This is a genomic window from Cobetia sp. 2AS (assembly GCF_029846355.1).
Classification (GTDB): domain Bacteria; phylum Pseudomonadota; class Gammaproteobacteria; order Pseudomonadales; family Halomonadaceae; genus Cobetia; species Cobetia amphilecti.
Map to the genome: position 1 here is coordinate 624,539 of NZ_JARWKQ010000001.1, position 12,597 is coordinate 637,135.

Consider the following 12,597-nt stretch of genomic DNA (forward strand, 5'->3'; position numbering starts at 1 on the left):
TCCTTGCATTGCGATTCCAGTCATGGCACAAGCAAACACGGCCGCTCCCTGGAGCGGCCGTGTTTGTTGATGGCTAATGGCATGGCTTGCGAGTCCTTGAGTGATTCAGGCTTTACTTGTTGAGGCCGCAGGCTCTATAACGCAGCGAGGTAGTGTCGCGCTCATTGACCCGCGCAGACCGCTCTCGCAAGCCCTTGCCGATGTCTGGCGCTGTGCGGAGCTTTTCACGGATTTTGGCAGCTGGCAGACCGGTTCGCGCTGGCCGCCATCCGCATTGACGCCGTGTTGTATTCGTCGCCCTCGGCCCCAAGAGGTAATGGAGCGGAGGGAGGAGAGGCGCCGATCGAGAGCGGGCGAGTGTCTGGTAAGGCGCTGGTGCAGCACCTGTGTCCTCTTCACTCTTACCTAGTCAGATGATGATGCCCTGGCGTGCATGAATGACGGGGCTCTCGATGGAGGAAATACCATGCGGTCCTCAGCTGATGCATCCTGTGGCCAGGCGTCTGGCCGGCAGTCCTCGTCGGGGCATATTCCCCGCGACATGTCGCGCCGCCTTTCCGGTGACTGGGTCTTGTCATTGGTGGTGCCGGTGATGAACGAGGAGGAGACCATCGGTCTCTTTCTGGAGGCCATCGAGAAGACCCTGGGCTCGCAGGTGCCACATCTTGAAGTGCTGTTCGTCGATGATGGCTCAACCGACGGCACCTTGGCGTGTCTGGAGGCCGCGGCGGCCGGTGATGCCCGCGTGCGCTACCTGAGCCTGACACGCAACTTCGGCAAGGAAGCGGCCATGTCCGCCGGCATCGAGCAGGCGCGTGGCGATGCCGTCGTGCCGATGGATGTCGATCTGCAGGACCCGCCGGAGGTGATCCTCGAGTTCATCAGCCAATGGCAGGCCGGCTACGACATGGTCTATGGCGTGCGCGCCGCGCGCGATGAAGACACCGCCACCAAGCGCAAGACGGCAGGCTGGTTCTACCGCGTCTTCAACCGCTTGACCTTCACCGAGATACCGCGCGATGCGGGCGACTTTCGCCTGCTGGACCGCCGTGTCGTCGAGGCGCTGCGGCGCCTGCCCGAGCGCAACCGCTTCATGAAGGGCCTGTTCTCGTGGCCCGGCTATCGCTCGGTGGGCGTCACCTACCAGCGCCCGTCGCGCACGGCCGGCACCACCAAGTTCAACTACTGGAAGCTGTGGAACTTCGCCCTCGATGGCGTGGTGAGCTTCTCGACCTGGCCGCTGCGGGTCTGGACCTATATCGGCAGTGTCGTCGCCGCTCTGTCCTTCCTCTATATCCTGGTGATCATCAGCAAGACGGTGCTGTTCGGCGCCGATGCGCCGGGCTATGCCTCACTGATGGTCGCGATCCTGTTCTTCGGCGGCATGCAGCTGATCTCGATCGGCGTGCTGGGCGAATACCTCGGTCGCCTGTTCATGGAAACCAAGCAGCGTCCGCTTTACTTGATCGACCATGACAGTCTGCACGACAGCCCACCGGGCAGCGTGTCACCGGACAGGGGCCTCGACAGCGGCCTGAGCACTGCGCGAGTCGTACGCGGCGCGTCACGCGACGCGGCGCGAGGTGAATCACTTGAGCGCTGATCGTGAAGGCGTCAGCGAGTCCGACAGACCAGTCACTGCCCGCGCCAGGGAGGAGGCGGGCACCGCGACCCGCTTCGGGCTGGTCGGGCTTGCCGCGACGGGCGTGCACCTGGGCGTCGCCGCCTTGCTGCTGTTCCTGTGGCCGCAGCTCAATGAGTTCATCGCCAATATCATTGCCTTCTGCGTCGCCTTTCAGGTCTCGCTGGTCGGCCATCGCCGGCTGACCTTCAAGCGCCAGGGCAGTGCCTGGCGCTTCGGACTGGTCGCGGCGGGCGGCTTCGCGCTCAACAATGGCCTGTTGGCACTGCTGATGCAGGGGCTGGATCTGTCGGGCTTCGTCGCCATCACGATCGCCACGCTCTCGGTGCCGATCGTGACCTATCTGGCCTCACGGTTGTGGGCCTTCAAGGAAGACCATGCATGAATGACAGCGTCACCGCAGGGCCGCGCTCGACCCTGGGGGAGCGCCTCAAGACACTGGCGGCCGAGACGCCGCCCCCCTTTGAGGCGCTCGCGCGGGCGCAGGCCGTGCGCATTCCTTGGGGGCATATCCTGCTGGCGTTGCTGGTGACGCGCGCCGTCTGGCTCGCCATCGCGCTGTGGGGCGATCACAGCTATCTGCACGCCATGGCGCAGTTCGACGGCAGCTGGTTCAAGGGCATCATGACGCGCGGCTACGATGTCGAGGCGCGTGGCATGAGCGACGGCGACGCCGCCAACTGGGCCTTCTTCCCGCTCTATCCGGCGCTGCTGTGGCTGGTGACGCTGGGCGGCCAGCTGGACCCCGAACTGATGGGCGTGCTCCTGAGCAATGCCTTGCTGGCCGTCGCGCTGGGGCTGGGCTGTCGCTATCTGGCCATCACGCGCCCCGGCGCGCCGTTGCTGCTGTTCGTGTGGCTGGCGGCCAGCATGCCGTACAGCTTCTATTTCAGCGCACTCTATTCCGAGTCACTGTTCTGGCTGCTGTGTCTGGCGTCATTGATCGACTGGCGCTGTCAGCGCACCGGTCGCGTGATGCTCTGGACGCTGCTGTTGTCGATGACCCGCGCCACCGGGGTGTTCTGGGTCATCGCGATGGGAATCGAGCTTGTGGCACGCCTGCGCCTGCGCGCCTTCGCCGAGCTGTGGCGGCGGCCCGATTGGCTGCTGATCGGCGTGGTGGGACCCTTGGGGCTGTTTCTGTTCATGGCGCTGCTCTATCACCGGACGGGCGACGCGCTGGCCTTCAGTCATGTGCAGATTTCCTGGGGCCGTGAGATGGGCAACCCCCTCGCCAACCTCATTGAAGGGCTGAGCTATTGGCAGAGCGCGCCGGAAACGCTGCGCCCGGCGTGGCAGGCGAGCATGGCGCTGGTCGGTGTCGGCCTGACCGGCTGGCTGGGCGTGCAGCGGCGCTGGCTGGAGATGGGGCTGGCGGGCTTCACGCTGTTCGTACCGCTGGCGACCGGGCTGGACGCCATTCCGCGCTACATGATCGGCATGCCGGTGTTCGTGCTGGCCCTGCATGACCTGCTCACTCGTCTGCCACGCACGCTGGCCTGGGGCCTGGTCATGCTGGGCGCGCTCGCTAATCTCTGGCTGGTGGAGAACTGGTATGACACCGTCTTCTGGCTCGTCTGATGCGCTGTATGGCGCGCCACGGCCACGGCGCAGCCAGCGGGCCTGGTGGCTGCTGGCCACCGTGGTGGTGTTGGCCTTCGAGCTCACCCTGCTGTGGCTGGCGCGCACGCCCAGGGTCGATGATCACTATCGGCGCTACTTCATCGAGCATGCCACCACCTGTTACCGGCCGATGGGCGAGGTGCCGGTACTGACGCCGGGTGAGCGCTACCCCATCCGCAAGGGCGAGCCGCTGGGCAATTGCGGCGTGCTGTGGGCCGGTTTCTACTCGCCCCAGCCAGACGTGCCGGTCAGTGCGCGGCTGGCGGAGGTCACCTTGCGCCTGCGGGTCGCGCCCGAGGTCTCGCCGGCAGGCTCGCAGGCCGTGGTCGTGGCGCTTGAGCTGTCACGTTTCCCGGATTCGGCCGCCGCGCTGCCGGTGGAAGTCATGATCGGGGAGCAGACCGTCACGCGCTGGCCGGTGGGCGGTAATTATGAGCGCTTCGAGGTCGAGGTGCCCGCCGCGCTGATCGCGAGCGACGGCAGCTTCAGCCTGACCCTCAAGGGGCCGCCGCCCATCGCGCCGCGTGATGCGGGCCTGGATGCCAACAAGTTTCCCGTGGGCCTGCGCCTGGATGCGCTGACGCTGCGCTCACCGCTGGGGCTGACGCCCGCTCGAGCGCAGCCCTGAATGGATGAATGGCCTGTCAGGGCACGCGGCCCCGGGCGCAAGAGCACTGACGTGACGCCGATAGTCAGGTAAATTGTGTGCGCGTGAATACCCAATGATCCGTTCGGCCGAGTGTCAGTGCGTCCCCGGCGCGCGCCTCGTGCCCTATAACGATAAAGCACCCGGTGGTCTGCTGACTGCCACGCAAGGGATGCTCAAGGAGTTGTCGTGGAATTTTTGAATGCCATCCCCATGGATACCAGTCAGCTGTTCGAGATAGGGCTGCAATGGGGCGGAACCCTGCTGTCGGCGCTGGCCGTGCTGGTCTTCGGCATGTGGGTCGCCAAGCGTCTGACCCAGTGGGCGACCTCGCTGCTGCACCGCAAGAGCATGGACGAGGCGGCGGCCGGTTTCGTCGGCCAGATCGCCTACGCCATCCTGGTGGTCATGGTGCTGCTGACCGCTCTGGACCAGCTCGGTGTCGATACCACCTCCATGATCGCCGCGCTGGGTGCCGCGGGTCTGGCGATCGGTCTGGCACTGCAGAGCTCGCTGTCCAATCTGGCCTCCGGCTTCCTGCTGGTCACGCTGCGTCCGTTCAAGAAGGGCGATTACGTCGAAGCCGCCGGCACCTCCGGTAGCGTCGATCAGATCACCATGCTGCAGACCCGCCTGGTGACGCCGGACAACCGCAAGGTCACCGTGCCGAACTCCAGCGTCATGTCCAACACCATCACCAACTACTCGGCGCTGCCGACGCGTCGTCTGGATCTGGTCGTCGGTGTCAGCTATGACGACGACATCCGTCAGGTCAAGGCGGTGCTCGAGGAGCTGGTCGCCGGTGACGAGCGCATCATGAAGGAGCCGTCCCACCTGATCGCCGTGGCGGAACTGGCCGACAGCTCGGTCAACTTCAACTTCCGCATGTGGTGCCAGGCCTCCGATTACTGGGCGCTGAAGTGGGACATGACCGAACGCATCAAGTTGACCTTCGATGAGCGCGGCATCAGCATTCCCTATCCGCAGCGCGATGTGCACTTCCATCAGGCCAGCACGCCGGCCGAGTAACTTCTGCATCACGTAGGCAGGTCGACAACGCCACCCTCGGGTGGCGTTTTTGATGGGCTTTCGTCGGGGCATTCCATCGCGCCCCGAGTCAGGTACTCTCGACGTCATCCGTCCTGGGTATCGTTCTGATCGGGAGTCCAGTGCATGACAAGCTCGCAGCCGTTGTCCCAAGCGTGTGATGCCGCTGATGCCAGACGGCGTCAGGCATGGCGCATCCTGCTTGCCAGTCTGGTGGTGATCGGCCTCGGGCTTGTGCCGCTGATCGCCACGCGCGCGCTGTATCTGGATGACATGAGTCGCGCGCTGGATGGCTATTACGGCTGGATGCTCAATGCACGCCCGGCCGCCGAGGGCATCATGCGTCTGCTGGGCTTCGGCGACGTGCTGGTCAATGTCGCGCCCTTGCCACAACTGGCGGCCTGGGGGCTGGCGGCGGGCATGGCGCTGGCCTGGTGGCGATGGCTGCCGGGGCTCTCGCTGGCGGGCTGCGTAGTGGGCAATGCGCTGATCTGGCTGACGCCCTTCACCCTGCAGAATTTCAGCTACACCTTCGACAGCCTGCCGATGAGCGTGGCGCTGGCCAGTGCCATACTGGCCAGTCTGGTGCTGCGTGCTGGCGGGAAAAGCAGGGAAGAGGGAGAGCAAGCCGGAGGGATAAGCGAAGGGCCATGGCAGGCCTGGCAGCCACCGCTGAGCGCCTTGCTGCTGTTGTTGCTGGCGCTGTGTTGCTATCAACCGGCCCTGAATGCCTTTCTGGTGCTGAGCCTGCTCGAAGCCCTGTTCGCGGGCGCTGCCAGCACGTCACTGTGGTCGCGCTGGCGGATGCTGTTGCAGCGTGGGGCGCTGGCCGCCGTCGCCTTGCTGCTCTATCTGCCCATCACGCGGCTGCTGGTGGCGGGCGAGTACAGTCAGCAGCATGGCCAGATGCTGCCCTTCGCCGACCCTCAGGCCTTGCTGGCGGGTCTCGAGCACAACCTGAGCGTGGCGCTGGGCGCACTGCGTGAGGGGTTGGGGCAGGTCACGTTGCTGCTCAGTCTGGCGCTGCTGGCCGGGGTGGCGCTGCTGCGACTCCTGTCTCACGGCGCGCTTGTGCGACAGGAAGCCGCTACTGGCGCGCCCGAGGGCAGGTCTCGCTCGGCGCGCCAGCTATCCCTGCAGCGCATGAGCTGGGCCCTGTGGGCGCTGCTGCTGGTTCCCGCCCTGTGGGGGCCGATGCTGTTGCTGGCCGAGCCGGTATTTCATTCGCGCACCCTGATCGCCTGGGGGCCGCTGCTGGGTGGCGCCCTGATGCTGGCACTGAGCGTGAGAGCAAGAGAGAGCGTTAGATCGAGCGCGGAGGCAAGCGCAACGCCGAGCATGACTGAATCGGCCAACACGCAGCGCAAGACATCTGTCTGGCGGCGTCTGGCGCAGTGCCCGTTGATGCAGTGTCTGTTGATCGTCGCCGGCCTGTTGCTGGTGCGCCATGAGGTGATCTTCGCCGCCTGGAGCAATGCGCTGGCCGCCCAGCAGGCCCATGAGACACAACTGGCGCGCACTCTGGTGGCTCAGGCGCGGGAACAGGGCCTGCCGCTGGACTCGCCCCGCGACGCCGAGCGCTACCAGCCGCGCGATGCCTTGCCGGTACTGGTGCTGGGCGAGGCGCCAGTGGCGCCACTGGCGCGGGTCGCTCGCCAGCAGGTGGCGGCCGTGGGCCAGAATCTGGTCGCCGCCTTCACGCCCGACAACTACTGGGCCGTGGTGCGGCTGCGCCTGGCGGGCGCCAGCGCGGTGACCTTGCTGCGCGATGAGGCGCTCAAGGCACGCCTGCAAGCACGGTCGCCCTGTGCGCCGGGCGATGCTGCCAGTCAGGCCTCCGATCAGCCCACCCGCCAGCCTACCGGTAAGTCCTCCGCCCCTTCATCAGTTCAGTCTCAAGTTCTGCCTCAAGCTCGGTCTCAAGTGCCATCGCCAGCGCTGTCACTGCAAGAGGGAGTCTGGGTGATCGATTTCCGCAAGCCTCGCCAATGTGATTAGGCCGTGCGAGTCACTCATGTGACCAGGCCATATGAGAAAGCCATGACAGCCAGAGTCAGTGAGGACAAGTTGCCATGAACGACAACGCCGCCCCGAAGGGCGGCGTTGTCGTATTGCCGATATGAACGGCAATAGGTACAGGCTTCAACAGTGTCTTGTCACACCTCAATCAGGCGTGGTTCTCGACCTTGTCGAATTCCGTGGTGATCTCATCAGCCGGTGCTGCGCTCATGATGCTGACCACGTAGATGGCGATGTAGGCGAAGATGACGCCCGGCACGATCTCGTAGAGATCGAAGATGCCACCGGAAAGCTGCTTCCAGACCACCACGGTCACGCCACCGACGATGATGCCGGCCAGCGCGCCGAAGCGGTTCATGCGACGCCAGTACAGCGACATGATCAGTGCCGGACCGAAGGCGGCACCGAAGCCGGCCCAGGCGTAGGACACCAGACCCAGCACGCTGGAGTTCGGGTCCAGCGCCAGGATCCAGGCGATGATGGCGATACCGACCACCGCGAAGCGACCGACCCACACCAGTTCGGACTGGGTCGCATCCTTCTTGAACAGCGCCTTGTAGAAGTCATCGGCCAGGGCAGAGGACGACACCAGCAGCTGGGAGTCAGCGGTGGACATCACGGCAGCCAGGATGGCGGCCAGCAGCACGCCGGCAACCGCCGGGTGGAAGATGAAGTTCACCATGACCATGAAGATCTTCTCGCTGTCGGCCAGGTCCTTCGGCACGTAGACGAGACCCAGCAGGCCGATGCAGATGGCCGCGAACAGACCCAGTGCAGACCAGACGACGGCGATGGTACGTGCCGCGCCGATGTCCTTCTCGCTGCGGATGGCCGCGAAACGCGCCAGGATATGCGGCTGACCGAAGTAGCCCAGGCCCCACGCCAGTGAGGAGACGATGCCGACCAGGGTCAGCGCTTCGCCGGTGGAGGCGTCACGGAACCATTCCAGCAGCAGCGGGTTCTCGGCGGTGATGCGCGAGGTCGCTTCTGCCACGCCACCCATGTCGGTGAGTGCCACGATGGGCACCACGATCAGGGCAGCGGCCATCATCAGACCCTGGATGAGGTCAGTCCACGACACGGCGAGGAAGCCGCCGAAGAAGGTGTAGGACACGATGGCGATGGTACCGACGGTCACGGCGATGGTGTAGTCGAGGCCGAAGACGGTCTCGAACAGCTTGCCACCTGCCACCAGACCGGAGCTGGTGTAGAAGAGGAAGAACAGTAGGATGAAGACGGCCGAGATGACGCGCAACATCTTGGAGTTGTCGCGGAAACGCTTCTCGAAGTAATCCGGCAGGGTCAGCGAGTCGCTGGCGACGAAGCTGTAGATACGCAGGCGCTTGGCGACGATCAGCCAGTTGAGCCAGGTACCGGCCAGCAGACCGATGCCGATCCAGGCAGCGGACAGGCCACTGAGGTAGGCGGCGCCGGGCAGGCCCAGCAGCAGCCAGCCGGACATGTCGGACGCACCGGCGGAAATGGCGGATGTCCAGGGGCCCAATGAGCGGCCACCCAGGATGTAATCCGACATGTTGGAGGTGCGCTTGTAGGCCAGCAGGCCAATGCCGAGCATCACCGCCAGATAGATAGCGAACGTGATGAGTATGGTGGGGCTGTTATCGACCATCGTGGAGTAAATCCTTTGCATTTATTGTTGTCGGACGGCGAGCGTCGTGATGATTCACTGCCAGTGACGGTTCCTGTCAGACCGTCGCCGGGAGTCCTGCGTCATGCATCGAACGTCCTTCGAGGGCCTTGTCGCGGTGGCTCTCGCAAGTTCCTGCCAATCTTGTACGTTCAGACTAGCGCATAAACGAATCTTCTGACGTTCGTCCGTCCCCGCATATTGCCGTCGAGTCAAAAGGGGAAACGGCAACGGACACCGCAGGGCACGAGCATGAGGGGCCAGTCGCTGGCGATTCATGTCCGTGGGCGTCCCTGTCGGTGTCCGGGGCAGATGACGGCCTGGCGTGCTGCCGTCATCCACTGGGCATCGTCCTGATGCCCTGTCACCTGGCTACCTCATGCACGTCCAGCATGCAGTCTTCCGCCAGGCATGACCTCTGCTGCTGCCGCGAGAGCAGGCAGCGTCGGTCATTCGTCGCCCATGGCGAGAAGAGACGCGTTGCCGCCGAGAGCCGTGGTGTTGACGGTACGGGTCTTCTCGGTAGCGAAGCGGTGCAGGTAGTGCGGGCCGCCGGCTTTCGGGCCAGTACCAGAGAAGCCCTGACCACCAAACGGCTGTACACCTACCACAGCACCGATGATATTCCTGTTGACGTAGACATTACCAACACGAATTTTCTGTGCAACGGCATTAGCAAAACTTTCGTTTCGCGAATGCACACCGAAGGTCAGGCCGTAGCCGAGGCCATTGATGGTATCGATGACCTTGTCCACTTCGCCGCCTTTCCAGGTCGCGATGTGCAGGACCGGACCGAACTGCTCGCTTTCCAGGCTATCGATGCCATCGATGCGCAGGGCGACCGGCGCGACGAAGGTGCCGTGCTCGGTGATGGTCTTGTCGACGGCGGCTTCGGCGATCACGCGGCCCTGGCTGCGATATTCCTCGATGTGCTTGAGCAGGCCGGCACGTGCTTCCTCGTCGATGACCGGGCCGACGTCGGTGCCCAGGTCACGCGGGTCGCCGATTTTCAGCTCGTCCATCGCGCCCTTGAGCAGGCCGATGACGCGCTCGGCGACGTCTTCCTGCACGTAGAGCACGCGCAGGGCGGAACAGCGCTGACCGGCGCTCTGGAAGGCGGACTGCACCACGTCATTGACGACCTGCTCCGGCAGGGCGGTGGAGTCGACGATCATGGCGTTGAGGCCACCGGTCTCGGCGATCAGCGTCGGCAGTGGAGCGTTCTCACGCGCGGCCAGCGAGCGGTTGATGATCTGCGCGGTCTGGGTGGAGCCGGTGAAGCACACGCCAGTGATACGCGGGTCGCTGGACAGCACGCTACCCACGGTCGGGCCATCGCCCGGCAGCAGCTGGACGACATCGTGCGGCATGCCGGCTTCGCGCAGCAGCTCGACCACGCGGTGAGCGACCAGTGAGGTCTGCTCGGCGGGCTTGGCGACCACGGTGTTGCCGGTGACGGCGGCGGCGACCATCTGGCCGCAGAAGATCGCGACCGGGAAGTTCCACGGGCTGATGCAGGCGAAGACGCCCTTGCCGCCGAGCATGATCTGGTTGTGCTCGCCGGTCGGGCCCTGCAGCTCGGTCGGCTCGGCGAAGTCGGCACGCGCACGGTTGGCGTAGTAACGGCAGAAGTCGACCGCTTCACGGATCTCGGCGATGCCGTCGGTGAGCAGCTTGCCACCCTCGCGGGAGCACAGGGTCATCAGCTCGGCGGTGTGGGTTTCCATCAGGTCACCGAAGCGCTCGAGAATCGCGGCGCGTTCCTCGACCGGCGTCTGCTCCCAGCGCGGGAAGGCAGCCCAGGCGGCGTCGATGGCCTTGGAGGCTTCCTCGGCGCTGGTCCACTGCACGTGGCCCAGGGTGTCACGACGGTCGAACGGGCAGGTGACGGCCTGACGACGCTCGGCATTGACCTCGACATCGAAGGCCAGCTGCGGACGCACGTCGTAGGTGGTGTCCATGTGCGTGGCCATCTCGTCGATCAGCGGCTGGTACTGGCTATTGATGTTCAGATTGATGCCCCGTGAATTCAGGCGGTCTGCGCCATAGATGTTCGGCGGCAGCGCAATGCGTGGGTTGTGGTAGGTCTTGTACTGATTGAGCGTGACCACCGGGTGGGTGCACAGGCTCTCGACCGGCACGCGCGGGTCGACCAGCTGGTGAACGAACGAGGAGTTGGCCCCGTTCTCCAGCAGACGACGCACCAGGTACGGGAGCAGGTCCTTGTGCGCGCCGACCGGCGCATAGATACGGCACCAGGTTCCCTTGGGGGCGCGCTTGAGCGCGGCTTCATACAGGGCTTCGCCCATGCCGTGCAGACGCTGGAATTCGAACTGACGTGTCTCGCCGGCGTTGGCCACATCCAGAATGGTGCTGATGGTGTGGGCATTGTGGGTGGCGAACTGCGGGTAGATGCGTCCGCGAGTGTTCTCGGACAGCAGGAAGCGCACGCAGACCAGGTAGCTGACATCGGTGGAGGCCTTGCGGGTGAACACCGGATAGCCTTCGACACCCAGCTCCTGGGATTCCTTGATCTCGCTGTCCCAGTAAGCGCCCTTGACCAGACGCAGCGGGATCTCGTCGCCTTGCAGGTCGGCGATGCGGTTCAGGTACTGCAGGGTCGGCAGGGCACGCGTCGAGTAGGCCTGCACGACGAGGCCGAACTTGCCCCAGCCACGGCAGGTGTCGCTCTCGTAGACGGCGCGGAACACTTCCAGCGAGATCTCGAGGCGATCGACTTCCTCGGCATCGATGGTGATGGCGACGTTCAGCTCGCGGGCGATGCCGGCCAGTTCACGCACGCTTGCCACCAGCTCTTCCAGCACCTGCTCACGACGGCCGAATTCATAGCGCGGGTGCAGGGCGGACAGCTTGATGGAGACGGACGGTGACGGGGTGCCTTCCTTCAGCTTGCGCGAGGTTTCGCCGACGGTGCGGATGGCACGTGCGTAGTCGTCGAAGTAGCCCTTGGCGTCGTCGCGGGTACAGGCCGCTTCACCCAGCATGTCGTAGGAATAGGTGTAGCCCTTGTCGAACAGCGGCTGGGAGCGCTTGAGCGCTTCCTTGATGTCGCGGCCCAGCACGAACTGCTTGCCCATCACCTTCATCGCCTGGTACATGGCGCGGCGGATGACCGGCTCACCGAGACGATTGACCATGCGGTTGATGAAGGTGGCCGGCTTGCCGTCACCCTTGGGCAGATCCATCTTGATGACGTTGCCGGTCATCAGAAGACCCCAGGTGGAGGCGTTGACGAACCAGGACTCGCTCTGGCCCAGGTGGGACTTCCAGTCGGCCACGCCGAGCTTGTCCTCGATCAGCGCATCGGCGGTTTCCTTGTCCGGAATGCGCAGCAGCGCCTCGGCCAGGCACATCAGCAACACGCCTTCCTGGGTGTCGAGGCTGTACTGCTGCAGCAGCTCGTCGATGGAATCGACGGCGGTGTCCATGGTGCGGATCTCGCGTACCAGCTCGGCCGTCTTGTCGCCGATGCGCTTGGCATCCTTGTCTTCGGCGTTCAGTAGCCCGACCAGCTCGCTGACGTAGGCGCTTTCATCGACCAGGTAGTGGTCGCTGACGCGCGCGAACAGCGCCTCCGGAGACTGCTGCCAGGTACTGGCGGCCAGCATCTGGTCACTGCGCAGGATGTTGTCCTTGAGCACATTGCCCTTGAGCACCTCTTGCTTGCCGTTTGTTGAGGACTGGGCGGTTGTGGACGTGGCCGAGGTGATCGCGGCATTCACTGCACTGGGCTGATCGGAGGAAGTGGAGGTGGTCATGGTGCGAACCCCTTGCTGCTGGGCGTCGAAGCGCCGAATGGGATTGCCGAGTCACAGCGCCGGGAGTGATGCAGAATGCATCAGAAAGCGCGACAGCGGCACGTCTGGATGTATGACTGAGAATGTAGGGTGGCGCAGGGGGGCGGGTCTTTCCAATTTCTCGGCTGCGCATGTCAAATTCACGGGCATGTCA

At 64.5% G+C, this 12,597-nt stretch carries 8 protein-coding genes; 6 read left to right on the plus strand and 2 right to left on the minus strand.

Annotation, left to right across the window (positions count from 1 at the left end; translation table 11 throughout):
* Positions 1-466: 466 nt before the first annotated feature.
* From QD356_RS02690 to QD356_RS02715, 6 genes are all read left to right on the plus strand, one after another.
* On the plus strand, positions 467-1,603 hold the full coding sequence (locus QD356_RS02690; RefSeq protein ID WP_225996383.1) for a glycosyltransferase family 2 protein: 1,137 nt from the start codon (positions 467-469) through the stop codon (positions 1,601-1,603).
* A complete protein-coding gene (locus QD356_RS02695) occupies positions 1,593-2,027 on the plus strand; it encodes a GtrA family protein (protein ID WP_192837896.1) in 435 nt (144 codons plus the stop codon). The genes QD356_RS02690 and QD356_RS02695 overlap by 11 nt, the downstream gene beginning before the upstream one ends.
* Positions 2,024-3,223, plus strand: a complete 1,200-nt coding sequence (locus QD356_RS02700; RefSeq protein WP_192837897.1) for a hypothetical protein — start codon at positions 2,024-2,026, stop codon at positions 3,221-3,223. Before QD356_RS02695 ends, QD356_RS02700 begins: the two co-directional genes overlap by 4 nt.
* Positions 3,198-3,893 carry a hypothetical protein gene (locus tag QD356_RS02705; protein WP_192837898.1) on the plus strand — a complete coding sequence of 232 codons (696 nt, stop codon included), beginning with the start codon at positions 3,198-3,200 and terminating at the stop codon, positions 3,891-3,893. The genes QD356_RS02700 and QD356_RS02705 overlap by 26 nt, the downstream gene beginning before the upstream one ends.
* 207 nt (positions 3,894-4,100) lie before the next feature.
* A complete protein-coding gene (locus tag QD356_RS02710; protein ID WP_279876686.1) occupies positions 4,101-4,940 on the plus strand; it encodes a mechanosensitive ion channel domain-containing protein in 840 nt (279 codons plus the stop codon).
* 144 nt (positions 4,941-5,084) lie between these two features.
* Positions 5,085-6,956 (plus strand): glucosyltransferase domain-containing protein, encoded by a 1,872-nt coding sequence (locus QD356_RS02715; RefSeq protein WP_192837899.1) that lies wholly within the window; start codon positions 5,085-5,087, stop codon positions 6,954-6,956.
* Between the two features lie 169 nt (positions 6,957-7,125).
* Here the strand turns inward: QD356_RS02715 and putP are convergent, their stop codons facing one another.
* Positions 7,126-8,607 carry a sodium/proline symporter PutP gene (gene putP / locus QD356_RS02720; protein ID WP_192837900.1) on the minus strand — a complete coding sequence of 494 codons (1,482 nt, stop codon included), beginning with the start codon at positions 8,605-8,607 and terminating at the stop codon, positions 7,126-7,128.
* Positions 8,608-9,074: 467 nt separating this feature from the next.
* Positions 9,075-12,254: a bifunctional proline dehydrogenase/L-glutamate gamma-semialdehyde dehydrogenase PutA gene (gene putA / locus QD356_RS02725; protein WP_192838250.1), complete on the minus strand. Its 3,180-nt coding sequence runs from the start codon at positions 12,252-12,254 to the stop codon at positions 9,075-9,077.
* Positions 12,255-12,597: the final 343 nt, after the last annotated feature.

Coding starts and splice junctions, on each gene's coding strand:
- putA (WP_192838250.1), bottom strand. CDS start 12,254: ATGCTGGCCGCCAGTACCTGGCAGCAGTCTCCGGAGGCGCTGTTCGCG.
- QD356_RS02700 (WP_192837897.1), top strand. CDS start 2,024: ATGAATGACAGCGTCACCGCAGGGCCGCGCTCGACCCTGGGGGAGCGC.
- putP (WP_192837900.1), bottom strand. CDS start 8,607: ATGGTCGATAACAGCCCCACCATACTCATCACGTTCGCTATCTATCTG.
- QD356_RS02705 (WP_192837898.1), top strand. CDS start 3,198: ATGACACCGTCTTCTGGCTCGTCTGATGCGCTGTATGGCGCGCCACGG.
- QD356_RS02690 (WP_225996383.1), top strand. CDS start 467: ATGCGGTCCTCAGCTGATGCATCCTGTGGCCAGGCGTCTGGCCGGCAG.
- QD356_RS02715 (WP_192837899.1), top strand. CDS start 5,085: ATGACAAGCTCGCAGCCGTTGTCCCAAGCGTGTGATGCCGCTGATGCC.